Annotated in this window: 25 protein-coding genes; 4 read left to right on the top strand and 21 right to left on the bottom strand. The window is 42.9% G+C overall.

All coding sequences use genetic code 11. From position 1 onward, the window contains the following. Position 1: 1 nt before the first annotated feature. From AB685_RS17590 to AB685_RS31380, 9 genes are all read right to left on the bottom strand, one after another. A complete protein-coding gene (locus AB685_RS17590) occupies positions 2-199 on the bottom strand; it encodes a hypothetical protein (RefSeq protein WP_053073874.1) in 198 nt (65 codons plus the stop codon). Positions 200-637: 438 nt separating this feature from the next. After that, a complete protein-coding gene (locus AB685_RS17595; protein WP_047971903.1) occupies positions 638-1,183 on the bottom strand; it encodes a flavodoxin family protein in 546 nt (181 codons plus the stop codon). 416 nt (positions 1,184-1,599) lie between these two features. Next, a complete protein-coding gene (locus tag AB685_RS31755; RefSeq protein WP_198530538.1) occupies positions 1,600-1,755 on the bottom strand; it encodes a hypothetical protein in 156 nt (51 codons plus the stop codon). Positions 1,756-1,771: 16 nt separating this feature from the next. Beyond that, entirely contained in the window at positions 1,772-2,584 is an 813-nt protein-coding gene (locus AB685_RS17600) for a GNAT family N-acetyltransferase (RefSeq protein WP_047971904.1), read from the bottom strand. Further along, positions 2,572-3,066: a DinB family protein gene (locus tag AB685_RS17605; protein WP_047971905.1), complete on the bottom strand. Its 495-nt coding sequence runs from the start codon at positions 3,064-3,066 to the stop codon at positions 2,572-2,574. The genes AB685_RS17600 and AB685_RS17605 overlap by 13 nt, the downstream gene beginning before the upstream one ends. A 335-nt stretch (positions 3,067-3,401) precedes the next feature. Then, entirely contained in the window at positions 3,402-4,094 is a 693-nt protein-coding gene (locus AB685_RS17610; RefSeq protein ID WP_047971906.1) for an FAD-dependent oxidoreductase, read from the bottom strand. A 21-nt stretch (positions 4,095-4,115) separates the two neighbouring features. Continuing rightward, complete coding sequence (locus AB685_RS31760) at positions 4,116-4,505, bottom strand: SRPBCC domain-containing protein (RefSeq protein ID WP_047971907.1); 390 nt, start codon at positions 4,503-4,505, stop codon at positions 4,116-4,118. A gap of 3 nt (positions 4,506-4,508) precedes the next feature. Further along, positions 4,509-4,829, bottom strand: a complete 321-nt coding sequence (locus AB685_RS31765) for a metalloregulator ArsR/SmtB family transcription factor (RefSeq protein ID WP_047971908.1) — start codon at positions 4,827-4,829, stop codon at positions 4,509-4,511. A gap of 110 nt (positions 4,830-4,939) precedes the next feature. Next, positions 4,940-5,101 (bottom strand): hypothetical protein, encoded by a 162-nt coding sequence (locus AB685_RS31380; protein WP_157860737.1) that lies wholly within the window; start codon positions 5,099-5,101, stop codon positions 4,940-4,942. A gap of 353 nt (positions 5,102-5,454) precedes the next feature. On the opposite strand from AB685_RS31380, the gene ptsG reads away from it, so the two are divergent. Continuing rightward, entirely contained in the window at positions 5,455-7,503 is a 2,049-nt protein-coding gene (gene ptsG / locus AB685_RS17630; RefSeq protein ID WP_157860742.1) for a glucose-specific PTS transporter subunit IIBC, read from the top strand. 49 nt (positions 7,504-7,552) lie between these two features. Here ptsG and AB685_RS17635 read toward each other — a convergent pair whose 3' ends face one another. After that, the gene (locus tag AB685_RS17635; protein ID WP_047971911.1) at positions 7,553-8,377 is read right to left on the bottom strand and encodes a manganese catalase family protein; all 825 of its coding nucleotides are present in this window, start codon (positions 8,375-8,377) and stop codon (positions 7,553-7,555) included. A 176-nt stretch (positions 8,378-8,553) separates the two neighbouring features. Here AB685_RS17635 and AB685_RS17640 point away from each other — a divergent pair, with 176 nt between their 5' ends. After that, complete coding sequence (locus AB685_RS17640) at positions 8,554-8,904, top strand: DUF2200 domain-containing protein (RefSeq protein ID WP_047971912.1); 351 nt, start codon at positions 8,554-8,556, stop codon at positions 8,902-8,904. 148 nt (positions 8,905-9,052) lie between these two features. Continuing rightward, complete coding sequence (locus AB685_RS17645; protein WP_047971913.1) at positions 9,053-9,328, top strand: hypothetical protein; 276 nt, start codon at positions 9,053-9,055, stop codon at positions 9,326-9,328. Positions 9,329-9,730: 402 nt separating this feature from the next. Here the strand turns inward: AB685_RS17645 and AB685_RS17650 are convergent, their stop codons facing one another. From AB685_RS17650 to AB685_RS17700, 11 genes are all read right to left on the bottom strand, one after another. After that, positions 9,731-10,036: a DUF4190 domain-containing protein gene (locus AB685_RS17650; RefSeq protein ID WP_047971914.1), complete on the bottom strand. Its 306-nt coding sequence runs from the start codon at positions 10,034-10,036 to the stop codon at positions 9,731-9,733. A 70-nt stretch (positions 10,037-10,106) separates the two neighbouring features. Next, positions 10,107-10,601, bottom strand: a complete 495-nt coding sequence (locus AB685_RS17655) for a YcxB family protein (RefSeq protein WP_047971915.1) — start codon at positions 10,599-10,601, stop codon at positions 10,107-10,109. Between the two features lie 77 nt (positions 10,602-10,678). Beyond that, complete coding sequence (locus AB685_RS30960; protein WP_128755897.1) at positions 10,679-10,852, bottom strand: DUF4083 domain-containing protein; 174 nt, start codon at positions 10,850-10,852, stop codon at positions 10,679-10,681. A gap of 453 nt (positions 10,853-11,305) precedes the next feature. After that, a complete protein-coding gene (locus AB685_RS17665; protein WP_047971917.1) occupies positions 11,306-11,683 on the bottom strand; it encodes a hypothetical protein in 378 nt (125 codons plus the stop codon). A gap of 91 nt (positions 11,684-11,774) precedes the next feature. Beyond that, positions 11,775-12,614, bottom strand: a complete 840-nt coding sequence (locus tag AB685_RS17670) for an ABC transporter permease subunit (RefSeq protein WP_157860738.1) — start codon at positions 12,612-12,614, stop codon at positions 11,775-11,777. Positions 12,615-12,671: 57 nt separating this feature from the next. Then, positions 12,672-13,565, bottom strand: coding sequence for an ABC transporter permease (locus AB685_RS17675; protein WP_198530539.1), 894 nt, complete (start codon positions 13,563-13,565; stop codon positions 12,672-12,674). Between the two features lie 73 nt (positions 13,566-13,638). After that, a complete protein-coding gene (locus AB685_RS17680; RefSeq protein ID WP_047971920.1) occupies positions 13,639-14,001 on the bottom strand; it encodes a hypothetical protein in 363 nt (120 codons plus the stop codon). Positions 14,002-14,065: 64 nt separating this feature from the next. Beyond that, on the bottom strand, positions 14,066-14,305 hold the full coding sequence (locus AB685_RS17685) for a hypothetical protein (RefSeq protein ID WP_047971921.1): 240 nt from the start codon (positions 14,303-14,305) through the stop codon (positions 14,066-14,068). 343 nt (positions 14,306-14,648) lie between these two features. Further along, complete coding sequence (locus AB685_RS17690) at positions 14,649-15,134, bottom strand: GNAT family N-acetyltransferase (protein ID WP_047971922.1); 486 nt, start codon at positions 15,132-15,134, stop codon at positions 14,649-14,651. Positions 15,135-15,143: 9 nt separating this feature from the next. Beyond that, on the bottom strand, positions 15,144-15,905 hold the full coding sequence (locus AB685_RS17695; protein ID WP_047971923.1) for an SDR family oxidoreductase: 762 nt from the start codon (positions 15,903-15,905) through the stop codon (positions 15,144-15,146). A 308-nt stretch (positions 15,906-16,213) separates the two neighbouring features. Further along, on the bottom strand, positions 16,214-16,717 hold the full coding sequence (locus tag AB685_RS17700) for an AAA family ATPase (protein WP_047971924.1): 504 nt from the start codon (positions 16,715-16,717) through the stop codon (positions 16,214-16,216). A gap of 254 nt (positions 16,718-16,971) precedes the next feature. Between AB685_RS17700 and helD the strand changes: the two genes are divergently transcribed. After that, positions 16,972-19,308: an RNA polymerase recycling motor HelD gene (helD, locus tag AB685_RS17705; protein ID WP_047971925.1), complete on the top strand. Its 2,337-nt coding sequence runs from the start codon at positions 16,972-16,974 to the stop codon at positions 19,306-19,308. Positions 19,309-19,484: the final 176 nt, after the last annotated feature.

Raw genomic sequence — 19,484 nt, forward strand, 5'->3', positions numbered from 1 at the left:
CTTATCGCTTCACCTCCACAGACAGACCTTCAAACATCGAAATCATTTCTTCAAACTTTACCTTCTCCTCCACAAACGGATAGTGATTGCTTTCTTCAAAAACCACTAACTTTGAATGAGGAAGGCTGTTATGTATTTCTTCTGAGAAAACAAGCGGGCACTGCGCATCATACCGACCACCATAAACAACCGTTGGCACCGTGACCTATCTAATTCACTCTCACTGATTTATAGATGAATTTTTTTAGCAATTCCTATCCTAAAATCACTACAGGAAGTACCACTTCCATAAACACTTAAGCCCCCCTATACATAATCTTATACTGACACTCCCTATTACATATGTACGTTAAATGGTTTAAAAAAACTTCTACAAACTAATATTTCTATTCACTATGACGAAAATCCTTTTTTTGTAAAAAAATAGATAAATCCTCTTTGGCAGGATAATTTTTATTGCTACAAAAAACAGGAGAACCGTTCTCCTGTTCACAATTAGCATCCATTCTTAAAGTTAAGTGGTACTGGTTGTGATTGTAGGACACGGTTCTCGATTGGATTGGTGAGGTCGATTCTGTTTCCATAGGTGTTGGTTACGGAAGAGAGAGTTTTTTGGACAAATTGATTAGCTAATAATTTATTTCACACGTAGTTCTTCCCGAAGCGCTTCTGCTTCAAACAACGCCACTTTATCTCCTTGGATGTCTCCGGGTTTATTTCCCTTTCCAATGATGTATCCCTTGAATTCCACTCCCATAAACTCAAAAATGTATTTAAATTGCTCGATCATTGGGAGACCTTTGATAGAAGGCGCATCCCCTCCGACTGCAATGACGTAGGCTTTTTTAGAAGACATTTTCGTTTTAAAATCCGCAAAATTAGCGTCCCGCATGGTATGGGACCAGCGATCAATAAAGTTCTTCATCGTTCCTGACATGCTATACCAATAAATTGGAGTGGCAAAGATTAACGTATCATGTTGGAGGATACGCTCGATCACGGAGTTATAGTCATCTTTTCGATCCTGAAATCCCTCCTCATCGTGTCGCATATCGACAATTGGCAGGATGGTGTGGTCTCTTAGGAAAATTTCCTCCACTTCGATTCCATGAATGGCGTGTTTTGTTAGAGTTTCCGTATTCCCTTGCTTGCGGGTTCCCCCATAAATAACTGCTATAGACATATTGATCTCTTCCTTTCACTTCTGATGACTCTATTTTATACTGAAGAGGTTGATGAGCATAGGAAAGAGGATTATTTTGAGGTGAAAACCTCATATGCGAGCTCGTTTATCGCAGGTTTTGAGTGTGGGGGGGGGCAGTATTTTTGCTTAATTACTAGTATTCTCGGGAAAATTCGCCCAAAACTGTAGATTACACACACTAAACTACCCGGCCTGAAGATTTATGAGCCAAGTTTTCAATTTATAAGCCAACTATTAAATTTATAAGCCACTTTTTCATTTTATAAGCCACTTTGTGCCAGATAAAGGCCATTCGACATAAACCGACACATGCAGAGTGAGACAAGGTTCACGCACCCCCCACCCTGTATCTAAAAGTAAGATAATTACTGATAAAACCGTATTCAAGTAACTCCCTATAGGAAAAAATTCCTAATCAACAAGATTCCATACAACAACGCTGTGCCGCCTGCAATAAGTAATCCTACCATTATAAATCCGTAAATAAGCCCTTTTCCCATCGCAAGGACATCTAAAAAATACCCCTTAATTGAATCCAAGATTGATTGCATAAAAACCTCCTAAAACTTAAAGTTTCTCCCAAATCGCGTTCGTATAGGCCACCTTCAAACCCGCGCGCTCCATATTCTTCTGACTTACACTACCGTAAGCTGCTTGCCCGATTACATATTCACAACCTGCATCCACAGCTTGTTGAATTCGCTTTTGGATCAATGCTGGTTGCACGCCTTTGTTTCGAAAAGCTGGTACGGTTGCCGAAGCTGCTAGCGTTGCAACCGCATTTTTTTGAAACAGGACGCCGACTCCTGCTGGATTTCCCTCGACACTCGCCATATAAAAAACCCAGTGATCGCTCTCTGCTAGGATCTTATTATTCTGCGTGACAAAATTCTTGAACGCTCCGGGCATCCCAAATCCCTTTGTATAAAGGTCTCCGAAAATATCAAAGTCCACAAGACTGATTTCTTCTATTTGAATGGTGTTACCTACCCCAGCTATCGGCGATTCGTCCGAAGAAAGAGAACGATAAAGCGCGGTATGAAAGCCACTCTGAAAAAAGCCCAGTGTACTGAGCTTTCGGAATAGGTCAGCAGATGCATTGCTTGGTGTCACTTCAAACCTAGCCGGAATGCCTTTTTCAGAATAAAACTCTATTATTTCGTCTAGGTCCCCTAGATTCTCTTCGCTAATTCCTTTCACCGTATTGAACGATGGGCCCGGGATATTTTTGACAGAGAAAGCAACTGCATTCCCAAAACGTTTCAAATCCACACCCATCGCGTTATCATTTAAGCCTCTAACTCTCATCAATCTGTCTTCTACTGCTTCAATCTCTGTATGTTCCACGATTTTCATACGATTTTTTGTTAGGATGGACATTTGGTAACCTCCGGTCCAATCAGATCCGTATCCGGCGGGTTATAACCTAGCTGTCGGCCTATTTTCACCATCTGCCCTTTATGGTGGAATTCGTGGGTGGTGGTGTGTGTGAAAAGCCAAAGAGTGCTGAAGTCAGAGGTTTCACCGTTTTTGAAGGTGTATGGAATGATATGCTCCCAGTTTCCTTCAAATTCTTGGAGAAATTCCTCGACAAGCTCGTCTGTTTTGCGGAAAAGCTCTCTCATATCTTGGACGTTGTTAATGGTGTTAGGATCTGTTTGGGGGATTGATTTTTTAAGAGCATGAGTCCCCAGCCAAAAATGATAGCAGCTCGCAATATGTACGTGAAGGTTTCGGATGGAATCACCACCAAAGCTCTCTACTTCTTTAATATATTGTTCGTAGGGCATGCCTTCACAATACTGAAATAATGTTTCCCTTGTCCGTTTGATCCAATCGTACTGACTTTGAAATAACTCCATTTTCCCATCTCCCTATTTTTAATGAAGGAATATTTCGACTTTAGTTAATGGTATCATACTGATGGAGAAATGGTAATAATTTCTTACTTGTAGGGCGGGGGTGATTGTTAGGGGGGATTTTTTGGAAAAAATTCTTTTGGACGTGGCATCCATTTATGCGTGAGGTACACTCTTCCTCTACGACTATGAAGACCTCTTGCTACTGATTTTCCGCTCATGAAGGTCTCCTTGCATCAGCAAAAAAGGCAAGTGTAGTGTGCTTCTACACTTGCCTTCTAATATAAATGGAAGATTACACGTCAGCGTTCCAAAAAAGGGTCATCGTACCTGTCTCCTCAACACCCTACAAAAACATCCCTTTTCACATTACGCTTAGATATATTATTACTCTTCAAATGCTCAGTCAACGTGTTTACAAAGGGCTTTGATCCTGCAATGAAGTATTGTCCTTTGTCATTGTACTTCTCAGTGAATCTGTCTATTTCTTGAAACAACTCATTATTTGTAGTAAGAAAGCTTACAACTACATCGGTATTGGCAAGATCTTCTTTATAGATATGTGACCCTTGGCTATTGAGGTAAAGTAGTTTCACCTGCTTCTCCACATTTACTTCCGCCTCTATTTGTTTGATCATTGCCCGAAATGGTGTAATACCGATATCTGCTGCGATAAAGAGTGCAGGACTGTCATCTTTTGCATAAAAGGAGCCCACAGGTCCGCTCATGCTAATTTTCATCCCAGCCTCTAATTCCAATAACGCACTTTTAAAATCACTTGGGTTATCGCCAATTTTGGTCGTGATTTTCACCACGTCCTCACTTGGAATGGATGCGACCGTTAAGGGTTTGGTGTTGTTTTTTATTTTCTTATGGGTAATGGTAAATAACCCATGTTGCCCTGGTTTCCACGTTAGGTCTTTATCCTTTTTAAAAATAAATGAATAGACCCCTTCTGTTTCTTTCACTTTTTCAATCAGAACGAGTTCACTTTTCTTAAAAATAGAAAGTGCATCTTTAAAAAAGCTCATCCTTGTATCCCCTTTCTCCCATTAATCTTCTTTTAGGATCTCAGTTAATCCTTCTACCATCATTGCCCAACCATACTTCGCGCCATTGAATGCTTGGTTCTCTTCTGCGAATCCTGCATGTTCCAGGTGTAGGTAGGTTATATCTCCTTCTTCTTTTAAGGTCCAGGTAACAATCGTATCAATTGGACCGCCAACCCATGTGTAAGATAGCTTATTAGGCTTGTCAACTATTAAAACTTCACTATCTACAACCAAGCCGATTTCTTTATTTCGAAACTGACATTTGTAGCCTACAATTGGTCTAAAATTATTCTCCATCACCCATTGTGCAAGTGTTTCTGAGTGAGTCAGGGCATTCCAAACTTTCTCGATGGGACTTTTAAATTGAAAATCTAATAATAAATTGGCCATTATTTATTCCTCCAATAATTTCTTTAGTCGCATTGCACTTTCATTCCAGAACTGCTCATAAAACGCCAACCAGTCTTGAACTTCCTTTAAAGGAGCCGGGTTAAGGCGGTACCTTGTTTCTCTTCCTATTTTACGATTTGTTACTAAATCGGCGGCTTTCAGAACAGACAAATGTTTTGATACGGCCGTGCGTCCCATATCAAAATGGGGAGTCAGTTCGTAAAGAGGCAGCTCCTCTAATTCGGCTAACAGGCGGATGATTTTCCGTCTGGTTGGATCTGCAATAGCCACATATACATCTCTTTCTTGAAGGGCAAGACTCAAGATCCCTCCTCCTTTCAAATAAATAAGACACCAATCAGTGTCTTAATTATACGACACTGATTGGTGTCTAGTCAACTGGATATATTGTATAAGAGAACGAGGATGGATACTTAAACAAAGAAGCGATAAGATAAATACCCAATTGCAACTATTAAAAATAGGATGACAGCAGAACCTGTTATCATTCTTGTTTTATCTAAAATTCCTTCTTCATTAAAGAAAAACCCCTTTATATTGCGCCATAAATCTATAAATAATGTTGCGATGTCCATACGAAGGCCCTCTCCCTTCAAATCTTATACCTATATATGTAAATATTAGCAGAATTCATAGAATATTAAGCACTGTCTCTAGATATTTATGATGTTGCATTTGAAGTTCGTGCCAAAATAGGGTGAGTTGATGCCAAAATGGTCCTAGTTCGTGCCAAAAACAATCAAGTTCATGCCAAAACACCACTAGTTCGTGCCAAAACAAGTTTTTGGTCTTTCGGACAGGCACGATGACCCAGTGGTTCACAGTGCCTGTCCCCTCAGCCCTTTCTTTTTGTTTAAAACATCCCATTTAGGGGAAATTAAAAGCACTTTGATTTATACATATTTAGGAGGTTTTGTTCTTGAAAAGAATGTTTGGTGTGTTGCAGAAGGTCGGGAAGGCGTTAATGCTTCCGGTCGCACTCCTACCAGCGGCGGGGATTTTGCTTGCGCTTGGGAATGCGTTGAAGGAAGAAAATTTGCTGGAATTGATGCCGTTCCTTAGCGCTGGCTGGATTCAGATGGTAGCGAATATCATGGATGCTGCCGGGGGAATTGTGTTTGATAATCTCCCTGTGTTATTTGCCGTTGGGGTTGCTGTTGGACTAGCCGGTGGTGAAGGGGTTGCTGCGCTTGCCGCCATTATCGGGTACCTCATCATGAATGCGACGATGGGTGTCGTGCTTGGCGTGGATGACGGCATGCTTGAGAATCCGGCATATGCGAATGTGCTCGGAATTAACACGCTACAGAGTGGTGTGTTCGGCGGGGTAATTGTCGGGATTCTTGGGGCCTTTATGTATAACAAGTACTACAATATCGAATTACCATCCTATCTCGGGTTCTTTGCCGGAAAGCGTTTCGTTCCGATTGTAACAGCTGCATCGGCTGTTGTGCTCGGGATTGCGATGTCCTTTGTTTGGCCTCCAATTCAAGGTGGGCTGAACACACTGTCAGAAAGTATGATCAATACCAATCTGACGTTGTCCGCATTTATTTTCGGTGTGATTGAACGGGCCTTGATTCCATTCGGGCTTCATCATATTTTCTATTCTCCTTTCTGGTTTGAGTTCGGTTCCTATACGTCGGAAGCCGGCAACATTGTCCGCGGAGACCAGGCGATGTTCTTTGCGCAGCTGCGTGATGGTGTCGAGCCGACTGCCGGGACCTTCATGACCGGTAAGTTCCCATTCATGATGTTCGGACTGCCAGCCGCGGCGCTTGCCATCTACCACACGGCACGTCCGGAGAAGAAGAAATTGGTCGGCGGAATTATGGCATCAGCTGCCCTTACCTCTTTCCTAACTGGGATTACAGAACCAATTGAATTCTCATTCCTATTTGTCGCACCTGTACTGTTCGCAATTCACACCGTGTTTGCGGGACTTTCATTCATGGTCATGCATATCCTCGATGTAAAAATCGGGATGACGTTCTCAGGCGGAGTTATCGACTACCTTCTGTTTGGAGTTGTGCCGAACCGTACCGCTTGGTGGCTTGTGATTCCAGTCGGGCTTGTGTTCTCCGTCATCTACTACTTCGGGTTCCGCTTTGCGATCCAGAAGTTTAACCTTGCAACACCTGGTCGTGAGGACGTGGACGAGGATGAGGATGGCGCGACTCCGACTACTGCAGGAGACCTGCCACATGACGTATTAGAGGCGATGGGTGGAAAGCAAAATATCTCCCATTTGGATGCTTGTATCACAAGGCTCCGTGTATCGGTAAACGAGATTTCAATGGTCGATAAGGCACGTTTGAAAAAGCTTGGTGCCTCTGGCGTGCTTGAAGTCGGCAACAATATCCAGGCTATATTCGGTCCGAAATCAGATACGTTAAAATCACAGATGAAAGACATTATGGATGGAAAAACACCTCGTCCTGCGAAGACTGCCCCAGGTGAAGAAGTCGAGCAGCAGATTGAAGAGATCAACCCGGATGCCATGCAAACCAAGTCTACAGAGGGTGGATTTATCGTTCCAATTAAAGGGGAAGTCAAGCCGCTGGATGATGTGCCAGATGAGGTCTTTTCCGGCAAGATGATGGGTGACGGGTTTGCAATCGAACCTTCGGAAGGGCTTGTTGTCTCCCCAGTTGACGGGAAAATCGTGAACCTGTTCCCAACAAAGCATGCAATCGGGATCGAGTCCAACGAAGGACACGAAATTCTAATTCACGTGGGAATTGATACGGTCAATCTCAAGGGTGAAGGTTTTGAGGCGTTGGTTGCCCAGGGGGATACGGTTACTAAGGGTCAGGAGCTCCTAAAGTTTGATATGGACTTTATCCGCGAGAATGCTCCTTCCTTGATGACGCCAATCGTGTTCACAAACCTCAAAGATGATGAAAAGGTGAAACTGAACAAGCAAGGTGCGGTTGACTTGAAAGAAGATGGCATTGTGGAGATTTCGAAAGGATGAATGGAGGGACGGTTCTCTTGCTCCGGGAGCAAGAGAACCGTCCCTATTTTTATTTCACTGATGGCGGGGTGTTATGCAAGGCTGGCGGTGCAGGATTAAGTATTGGCTTACTTCCCCAAGCACCTCCCATGCTTAAATATTGGAAGTTGGCCAATCCATCCGGTGCTGGCCCACTAGCCCATCTGCCTTTGCTGCTCTCTTCTCCCTCTGATAATGCGATAAACGTATGGGCAACTTCTGACTTTTCCTTTTGAGTAGGGAAGGTGCTTGGAACAATGACACCTTCTTGTGCTTCCAACTCTCTGATTGCCGCTATCCATTGGTTCTGATGCATTCTATCTCTGGCAATCAAAAACGAAAGCATGTCTTTTACGCCCCGGTCTGTGGTCTGTTCATATAACCTTACTGCTTGCAGACGCCCTTGTGATTCTGCATTCAAATTCGCCCTGAAATCAGCAAGTAAATTCCCGCTTGCGATTACATAACCTCCATTCCAAGGCACACCAACACTGTTGACCGGCATTGCTCCAAGACCCGATACGATGGCATATTGTGGATTCATCCCCCCCATAATCGCCGCCATAACAGGATTCTGAGCCGCCTCTTCTTGGGCTTTTACCGGAGCATTATCCAATAGTCTTGCAATCATCGTAGCCAACATCTCAATATGAGCGAGTTCCTCCGTTCCAGTATCCATCAATAAATCCCGGTACTTGTCATGTTTCCTTGCTCCCCAGCCTTGAAAAAGATATTGGACAGCAACCGAAATCTCCCCGAACTGTCCACCCAAAATCTCCTGTAGCCGTGTTGCAAATATGGGATCCGGCTTTTCTGGCTTTGCCTCATACTGTAATTCCTTTATATGAAAAAACAAACTATCTCCACCTTTCTCTTAAACCTTTACAAATTAAATATACTGAGACCTCCTTGTACATCATTCCTAAAAATTTTGGTCCCCGAAAGTATTTTAAAACAACCAATCGGCTACTTCGTTTTGACCCTCTATATTTCGTGATATAATAAAGAAAAATTTATAAGCGAGGATATATTATGGACAAACATCGAATCTATACTATGAGCTTCGCAAGTGTTTATCCCCATTACGTGACAAAGGCGGAGAAAAAAGGACGTACCAAATCAGAAGTGGACGAAATCATCCGTTGGTTGACTGGCTACAGCCAGGAAGAATTAGAAATGCTACTGGAAAAAAAGACAGACTTTGAGACCTTCTTTGCGGAAGCTCCCCAAATGAATGCTTCACGGGCTTTAATCAAAGGTGTCGTTTGCGGTGTTCGAGTGGAAAACATTGAAGAACTAACTATGCGAGAAATACGCTATCTGGATAAGCTGATCGATGAACTAGCCAAAGGAAAAACAATGGAGAAGATTTTTCGGGCTTAAGGGACTGGCACCTTGACCCAGCCAATTTCTGTAAGGATAAGGCTATTCGAAAATAAGTAGTAAGACTATAGAACACTGATCTCCTATATAAAAGAGTCGGTGTTTTTGTTTTGTAAGCAGCATAATATGTTTGGAAAGAGGTGTGTTTATGCAAAAGAGTTCCACCAAATTCGGGTCACTTTTCTTTCTGTTATCAGTCATTCCTTTGGTTTCCCTTATGAGTTCGTGGGGGGCGATAATTGTGGAGTTTTTCAACAGAGTGACCATTTTCATCCCACTTGCTTGTGGTATTATAGGCCTGGTTGTGAGTTTGTTTGGCGATAGGGGTTGGCCTAAAATTGTTCTGGTTTTAGGTAATATCCTTTGCATTGGTGCATGGATCTTGCTACTATTTGTTGCAATTTACGGTTTTCTAGCACCATAGATTTATCCATAAACTTGATAGATTTCGACAAAAAGGAATAGGGCTTTCTCTTTTCATGAATTATAAAGTTTCCCACTATACCTTTCTCAAAAGTTAATTTTGATTTTTCGGCTGGATACCTTGCCGCCCATAAGGCTAGTATTTTTTTCATCAAACGTTTGTTTAAAAAATCCTATTTTAAGATAAAGGTTTCCCGGGAAATTTGTCGGTTTGAATAGAATACTGGCATGTTTGTGAATTATACCACTACACCTTTTTCAAAAGTTAATCTCTTAAGAATAGTTTTCCCCTTACAGCCCCATGCCTTTGAATTTTTCTTAATCAAACGTTTGTTTGAAAATTGCTATATTAAAATAAAGAAAAGGACAGCCCTTTTCCAACAAGGGCTGTCCTTTTCAATGCTTAGCTCAAGTCCATGATGAAATCCGTCGATTCAAAAAACAACAAACTAATAAGAATTATGATAAGAGGCAGTAGGATACCGACGAGGCTACAAATTAAACCTGCCTTGGCATATCCTCGTCCTGATTGATCCGTTTTCTGAATCTCATTCAGACCCATCACAGCAAGTACAAATCCTGGAACTGCAAAAACCATGCTCAAAAAACTAATAGCGCAACATAATATCGATATGATACCAAGAATCAAAGAAAGAATCGCATTACTATTTATTTTTCCAGTCTCGGAATGCGGAACAGATTCATTCATTTTTTACACCTACCATTCTAATTTAAGTGAATGTTAGAAGGTTACAAAATTTATTTACACCCTTATTGAATTATACAGCGTTCTCACGGATAACTTCCCGAAGTTTTTCTTTCTCACTGCCATCCATCAAAAAGCTTTGCGGAATCAAAATAGCTTTATTTTTTGATATGTAGAACACAAACATATCCTTCGTTTCATGAATAGCCACGATGTCACTCCACTCAAGATTCGCTTCTGACTTCCTGACTTTTTGTTGGACACCTTCCTTGCTGACGGTGATGAATATTTCGTTTTTGATCAGCTGGTCACTATTGAACTCCTGTTTCACCTTGAATTTGTTGAGCACAGGTATCATATACCATACGATTAGTCCCAGCACCACCGCTCCAATGAGCCTTCCGATAAACGGGAGATATACAAGATACGTGGTAATCGGTATGTATAGAAAAGCACTAATGAGGGTGAACATCAGTCGCATTTTTCTCCAATGGAAACTGACATAAGTGTTATAATCCTCAAAACTGACGATGCCACTCACAGACACTTCTTCTCTGTTTGTTTGCAAAAGACCACTCCTTTTTGTTAATAGTAGCATGAATTCATTGCAGCAGAGTCATTTTGGACTTGTGTCCGTAACTGTAGTTACCTGCGCTTCTCATTTTCCAACAATGTATCTATCTTTTCTTCTATTCTATCAAGCTGCGTTCTCCGTTTCATAAAAGAACGACTCCCCCCGACAATCAACACCAATATCAGCACTAATAGCCCAAAAACAAATAGCTGCAATAGCGCGTCACCCAAATGAAATTCACTCATTAATATCGTCACACTCCTAATTGAATCTTAGGGTCAGGTACCTCGACCCTTCACTTGATTACCCGTCAAGCTAAATAAGTGCTTCCAATAAATAAAAACAGCAGGCTAAGCAAATACTCTGGGACATATACTTTTTTCTTTTCCCCATAGTAATGGGACTCTGCTCCATTTCCCAAATTTGTTATTCCTACAAGGATAGAGGCAATTCCTAAATAAGTGAAATTGAAGTCATCCCTATATCCTATCACCAAAAGTGTAAACACACCTATTAAGAGTATGAATCTAATTACATTTATCGGTCTCGAACTTTTTATACGTTTTCCTTTTTGAAAAAACAAGCCCATTTGGAACACTCCAATATTTTCAGTTTCTCTTTAAATGTAATGTATATAGGACCGGCCGCAATAGAGCGAACGATCCCTCAATTTCGAATGAAGAATAGGTGTACAAGTTTTAGTCTCCCGTTTTCATAAGCGAGTGTATCTTTTTCCCGACAACTGCCGCATAGAGTAGCACAGCATAGATGGTGACCCCCGCAAGGTAAAATGGCAGTTTGTCAGCAGGATCCGCGGTTGATGGTACTCCGTGTGCTTCGTTATACCAGGTTATATCCTTGAGACTGTACCAGATTGCGAGATATGTAAGTAGTAAGAAAAGCAGTACCAGTACTGTTTTAAAATGAAATGTGACACTATTCAAACTGATTATCAAGACTTCTCCTAGAGACATAGTTTGGTGAGGGAGTTCTTGCATTTCATCACTGGGTATGATGAAATAAAGCATCAATCCACCCCAGATAATAGCTATCATCAGCAATTCCAGTGTCCCCATTTTCACCCTCCCATTTTTTGCTACTAATAACTATACGAAACTGCATTCTGTTTGGTTTCATATCTTTTGTATTACGAGTTGAAATCAGTTTTCACGTCCCCAATCGGCTAAAGTGTCTTCGCAGCCCCTCGCCCAAAATATTGAATGTCAAAATGACATACATGATTGCGAACGCTGCAGCTGCCGGAATCCAGACCGCGGTATAGATGTCTTTTCTGGCATCTCCCAAAATGGTCGGCCAGTTGAAGCTGGTGTTGGAGATTTGATAAAGGCCGGTTTGAACCTCCACGAATTCCATCGTGATAAAAATGGAGAATATTCCGAGCTGGCCGATGATGAGGGCCACTCTTCCGATATCAAAGCAGAAGTTGACCAGCATGGTTGGGAGCAGTGTCGGCAGGAAGTGGTTCTTCGCAAGGCCGAAGTTCGTGAGGCCCACGGTTCTCGCGGCGTCGATATACGGTTTATTTTTCACATGAAGCAGTTGGTCCCGGATGGTCACCCCGACCCGACCCACTTCCACCAATGCTATGCTGAAAATGACAATCCAGAACCTGTTCTCTGCGTATATCAAAAGTGGCAGGTTAAACGCAAGGATGGCAAAGAAAATGACCGGCATGCTGGAAAATATCTGATCCCATACATTGAGGACATTGGAGATGACCCGACCTCCCAATGATGCAATGGCCCCAAGCGTGATGCCTACTAGATAGCGAATTGCCGTTATTAGGAAGATGAGCATCAGCGTGTCCTTGGCACCTATAACCAAAAGGCTCACCATGTTTCTGCCTTCATGGTCGGATCCAAGCGGAAAATCAGCTGAAGGAGGGAAAGGTGCTGATTCAATACCACCCGACTCTGGGAATATTAATCGTTTACCTTCTATCCCCTCTTTTACATACGGAAAATAGGAGCCAAACGTAGCCACCATTATTAAAATCAGCAGGAAAAATCCCCCGATCCACAGCGATTTATTTTTCGGCATCACTTACGCTCCCTTCTGGCTGAGTTTTGTCAGCAATAACATTTTGAGTACATGAACGACCAGCACAGTGGCAATAAAACAGAGGGCAAATCCGAAAACGAGGCCTGCTTCAATCGTGGTAGCCCCGAATCCGACCGTGTTCTGCCTTCCTCCCAGCGCCACGAACATCCTGTTTCCCGCACCGGCATAGCCTGTCAGGTACTCGACCATCAGCATATTGGAGATAACCACCATCATGATGGTCGGCAGGTGAGCGATAAGATCGAGCGCGCTGTTTCTCAAAATATGACGGTTTATCACCTGCTTGACTTTAAACCCTTTGGCAAAGGCCGTGCGGATATAATCCTGTCCATCCTGGTTCAAAAGGGACACACAAGTCATCCGCGCGACATACATGGTCGGATAGATGGACACGAGGAGTGCCGGCGCAGCAAAGCTGTACCAGTTTTGGTTGCTGAAGATCAGTCCCATAGGAAGATAGTAGAATGCTAGATAGAAAGCAATGATTACGATGAAAAAGTCAGGAATGGACTGAAATAGCCAGGTCGTGCCGTTCCCAAGCAGGTTCTTTTTCGTATAGGTGTTGCGGTAATCGAAAATCCCTTTGTACACGCCGGCAATAATACTTACAACAAAGCCGATGACGATGACGAGTAGGCTTTTCGGATAATACCTGAAGAGTTCCTTTTCCACCGAGGTTTCCGAAAACATCGTTCCGCCAAGGCTCTTATGTTCCCAGATGTGCTGGAAGAATTGGATGATGTTATTTTTATAAATATCTAAGAATAGTGAAAGCTGAAATCCCGGAAATCCTCCGTCTCCTAATTCTACAGGGATTTCCCCATAGTATCCGCCTCTTGGAAAAAAGATGAGCAGGATGGTGAAGACTAAAGCCAAGACAACTGAAAGTGACAATTTTAATGATTCTTTTTTTAATTCCATTGGTTCCCCCTTGTAAATCTTTTAACATTCAGTCTTTTTTCTCTGCTATAAAATACGTGCCTTCCACTTCATATAGAATGGCGCTGCTATTCTCGGTGTGTATGTAGAGTGGGGTTCCAGGTGCAAGAGCGTTACTGTCGAGATGCCGCTCCTCCACTTCCTCTTCCGTATCTATTTCCACGATGTTTCGTTGAACAATACCGATGAGCTCCCCCTTGGCACTTTCCTCCGCCTCTTGATGCGTCAGTTGATAAGAGGAGCCGTTAACATTCACGAATTCGTATGCCCAAGATGCTTCTTCGGAGTGGATGGTTATGATGGGTTCTTTGGTGTTTATGCAGCCTGATAAGGTTATGGAAAGGATGAAAAGCGCTAATAGTGTTTTTTTCATTTTTGTCACCTCAACCATTTGACGGCTGGAGTGTATGTAGGTTTCATTGCGCAGTTTCGACATTTCAGGCTTTTGACCTATCTTTCCTTGTATTAAACACACTGGCAAAAAAACCAATTATGGCGGCAATAGGAAGTTTAAGGAGAAAGTTAGCTGTCAGCCCTTCCACTGCATATCCTTTTACCTTTTGAAAAACCGTTGCTTCCGGAACCCAATCGATCACATATCCAACGCTCAAAATGCCAGGTATGGAGATAAGTGTGTAGACAAAGACAGTAGTGATGATGAACCTTTTCCAGTGCACATGCCTTCCTCCTTTTGAACGACTTAGCATTCTATCTCCAATTATTTCAAAATAATTGGTTTTACTCAATTGTTTTTTGAAAATTTTGTTAATAGTGAAATGGGTATTGTTTACAATTTGTCACTTTTGAAAGAATGCAATCTACGGAACTGGTGCACAGAGGTTTAAAAAAGCACCCTTTCTTTTTGAAAGAATGCGAGTAGTGATATAGTTTCGTTCTCTTGGAGAAAACCTTCTTCCTAAACTGCAAAAAGAGATTAGAGAGCGCCTCTCTCGGACAAAACCTTCTCCCTAAACTGCAAAAAGGGAAGAGAGAGGCACTCACAGTGAATTTCCACTATCATTACTCCCCTAGTAGTATCCGCTCAAACATCACCATATCCACCGCCTGAATCCCATCCTCAAAAATTGGTTCCGGATATTTCAGAAAAAAGCCCTTCCTTATTTCCATCATCCGAAATCCCGCTTTTTGATAGAATGCCAGATTGGCAATGCTGGAGTTGGCTGTACCGACAATCATTTTGCGGAAGCCCCTCTTCTGGTAAATCTCAAATGCTTCTGAGATTACCAGCTTTCCAAGACCTAGTCCGCGAAATTGCGGATCCAATGCAATATTTTTCAGCTCGATCACCTTGCCTGGCAGCTCCACGAACAAAGCTACTCCTGCCACTGAGTGCACAGAGCCAACATCGAACATGATCGCGTACATATCCCCTTCCTCTATATACTCATTTACCACGCTCTCGCTTTCATCCGCCAAGAGTAAGAAAGGCATATAGTCTATGCGACTCCCTGCGTCCACAGAAATCAGTTGTATTTTTCCCGTCATAACCTTTTCCTACCTCCTAAATCCGCCTTCCGAGTGAATGATCTGACCTGTAATCCATTCGGCATCTTCACTTACAAGGAACTTGATGGTTCGTGCAACATCACTCGGTTCCCCCACCCGACTGGAAGGGAACATATCGGAAAGTCCTGCCCGGATTTCCTCTGTCATCCAGCCTGTATCAGTCGGACCGGGGTTGATGGCATTGACGGTAATCCCAAGCTTAGCAACCTCTGCAGCCAAGGTAATCGTCATGGCATCAATCGCACCTTTTGTCGTTGCATACGAGAGCTCACCTGGCATTGGTCCACGGAACTGCCCGGATGTCAGGTTAACGATTCGCCCACCTGCTCCTCTTGTAAACTGCCGAGCAAATCTGCTGCTTAATAGAGTGGTAGCACGGATGTTTATTAGATAGTGCTTATCCAGATCCTCCGCTGTAATAGTGGCATAGTCATCGTTGGTAGAGTATGCCGCATTGTTAATCAAGATACTTGGCTGGCCGAGCTCCTCTTTCACTTTTTGAAACAGAAGATCAGGTGCTTCTACGAGTGTGAGATCCAGCTCAATAAAGCGCACCGGTACACCGAAGCCCTCAAGCTCCTCTTTTAAAAGATGTGGTTCATTCGCCACAGAACCCCATGGCATCTCTTTATCGTAAGGCGTCCAGTAAGTAAAAAAGATCGGGTGCCCCGCTTTTGCAAGCTCTCTGCAGACAGCAGCTCCTATCCCCTTTAAACGGCTTGCGCCAGTTACCACTGCAATTCTATTCATAAAATAACCCTCCTAAGATGATTAGGTATATCCACGTCTGGCCGATAGAGATGTTTTCTCCCAATAAAAAACAGGTGCACCAAAGGCACCTGTTTCTAGTGGGGCAATCGAACTCCACAACATGTGTATTCCTTTAATGAAATGATGGATCGACAGACTGGTCCCGTGTTCGGAACTGCTGTCACTATCCAATTACTCAGGTTTTCATTAAAGGTTCTTCCACATTGTTAGGATTTCGATTCCCCTTCCGTACATCTCTTTCTTTTAATGGTAATAATTTCAAACGAGTCTGTCAAGGGCAAGAGAGTTTAATATCGACTGATGTTCCCAAGAATTTCTTCTATGATGACATCTGGCTCCTTGTGAGTCGTATCATACAGATGGGGAATGTTTTCCGCTTTATTTTCCAACTGTTGTAAAAGCTCCAAGGAACGATGGATCATCTCGGTATCTCCACGTTTCGTGATGCGCTCTATAAGGACTTCTGGTTCTGCGCGCAGAACCACATAGTGAAGCGTGATATCATCCAGGCCCGATAGCTGGCTGCAGAACCATGGTAATTCATCCTCCACGACATAATCGATGACAACATCATAACCCTTCTCAATAAAATTCAGGGTCAAACTGCTCAGGTTCTGCCAGACGATGGAGAGCTTTTCCTCCCAAGAGGATTGCTCCTTTCCAACAAACATGGCCATTATTAAGTCCCCTTCTATCAGGACCGCTTTATCCATTTTGCGTGACAGACCTTTGGTAATGGTTGATTTTCCCACACCACATGGGCCGGAAATGATATAGATGGACCTTGTCATCGCTACACCTCTTTCTCAAATAAATTAAAAAAGAGCAGCAATCACGTTGAGAACGTTAACTGCTACTCTTGAAGATATTATGTAAAAAAACAAAAAATCCTGCATTGAAAAACACAAGAACTTGTGGTAAATTTATATAGATATGCATTGCGTTTTCTTGTAATTGAATATATTTTCCCTATTTTAATTATACAATGCATCTAATACGTTAGTCAACCTTTTTGTAAAAAAACTTTTTTAAAGGAGTGTTCCCTATGAATCAGGGCTTTCCGCAGGAGCAAAAACGAGTAGACAGTGTAATGGAGACGATTACGGAGGAAATCAGCAGACTTGAAGAAGAAACTGCCAAACGTAGGAACGAAGTGGTTCATATCCGCCGGCACTTTTGGGATGAAGTCAAGGTAAGCACAGATAGCTTCGATGATTACCTCGAGACCATCATCGGTTTGCGACAAGAAGCTCAGGCTCTGTCTGTAAGTCAAAGCACACATCGACATGCATCCAAGCGTTTATCCACCTTGCGACGAATGAAGGAGAATCCCTATTTTGGCCGGATCGATTTTTTGGAAGAAGGAAATGCATCCGGGGAGCACATCTATATTGGCATCTCCTCACTTAGTGATACGAGTGGTGAGGATTTCCTGATCTATGACTGGAGGGCTCCTGTATCAAGTGTCTATTACGATTACCAGCCCGGCCCAGCTAAGTACTCCACTCCTGGAGGCGACGTCCATGGCATGTTGGAGAAAAAGTGGCAATACCTTATCCGAGGTGGCGTTCTGGAGTCCATGTTCGATACGAGCCTCACCATTGGCGACGAAATTTTGCAACAGGTACTTGGCAAAGGCACAGATAAACAGATGCACAGTATAGTGGCCACCATTCAGCAGGAGCAGAACCGGATCATCCGTCATGATTCCGGGAGATTGCTCATAGTTCACGGCGCAGCAGGAAGTGGCAAGACATCCGCCGCCCTGCAACGAATTGCTTACTTGCTCTATAAGTATCGTGATCATTTGGATGCTGATCAAATCATTCTTTTTTCACCTAATTCCATGTTCAGCAGTTATGTGTCCAATGTCCTTCCTGAACTTGGTGAAGAGAATATGCAACAGGTTACGTTCCAGGAATACTTGGATCATCGTCTCGGTAAAGAATTCCAAGCCGAAACCCCTTACGAGCAGTTGGAATATATCTTAACTGGGGAAAATACCCCTTCGTATCAAGCAAGACTTGCAGGTATCCGTTTTAAAGCCTCCACCCGTTTCTTTGAGGCGATTCAATCCTATAGACAGTCACTGGAACAATCAGGCATGCTGTTTAAAGACATCACCTTTAGAGGGAAACCACTTGTTACCGCAGAGCAAATAGCGGAAAGGTTTTATAATCATGACACTTCCCTCCGCTTCCATAATAGATTGGAGAAGCTGAAGGATTGGTTAATAAAACTATTGAAAGAGCAGCAAAAAGTTGAAGAGGAAAATCCTTGGGTTCAAGAAGAAATAGAGTTGCTCAGCAATGAGGAGTACCATAAGGCGCATAAATTTTTAGCGGAAAAACGAGGCTTTGAAAGAGAAGCGGTTGCCGACTATGAAATGGAGCCGGAAGCACTTGCCCGATTGATTGTTCACAAAAAATTGAAGCCGTTACGAAATCGTGTTCGAGCTTTCCGTTTCATCGACTTTAAAGGCCTATACCAGCAAATTTTTTCTCATCCTTTGCATATTAAGCAATGGATGGAAGGGGAAAAACCAGCGGAGTGGTCAACAATTTGTGAAGCTACCTTAGAAAAGCTTGAGGAAGATGAGCTATTTTATGAGGACGCCACTCCGTTCTTACTTTTAAAAGAGCTGATTCAAGGCTTTCAAACGAACAGCGTGATCAAACACATTGTGGTAGACGAGGCCCAAGATTACTCTCCCTTTCAATTTGAATTTTTGAAGCGCCTGTTTACCGCGGCAAGGATGACCGTGCTCGGCGATTTTAACCAGGCAATCTTTGCTCATGCCAGTGAAGAGGTTGATTTCAACACGCTAACCAGCCTTTATGGGCCAGATAAAACGGAAATAATCAATATCGCACGAAGCTACCGTTCCACCAAACCGATCATTGAATTCACCAGAAGACTCGTTCCTAATGGGGAAGGGATCATTCCTTTTGAACGAGATGGCGAACGCCCTATTATGGAACAAGTAGCTGATCACGCAGAACTGCATCGCTGTATTGTTTCCAAAGTCGCAGATTTGCGACGCCATGGCTATCATAGTATTGCTATCATCTGCAAATCTGCTGAGGAAAGTGAACGTGCGTTTAAGTCGCTGGCTGGTATTGATGAGATTAAACTACTGAGGAGCAACTCGATGGAGTATGAACAAGGTGTAGTTGTTGTCCCGGCGTATTTATCCAAGGGAATCGAATTTGAGGCGGTCATAATTTATGACGCGTCGGAAATTGTGTATGGCGATGAGAGTCTCCGAAGACTGTTTTACACTGCTTGTACCAGAGCAATGCATTATTTGCAGCTTTATAGCGTAGGTAAGCCGGGTCCGTTTTTAGAGGGCGTGTTGCGGGAGGGGTTTATCCGATCTTGAGATAATTGGAAGTCGGGGTCTATAACACCTTAAACTGTACAGCAAACTATAAACATATCAATCACTCTCAGAGTGAAGAGCTCAAGAGACCTTGATTCTATCCCATTAAGTAAATCCCATCCAAAAGCCCAATTCCTAAAAAAACAAGAGAGAAATTGGGCTTTTTTTTAATAGGT

This window comes from Bacillus sp. LL01, assembly GCF_001037965.1.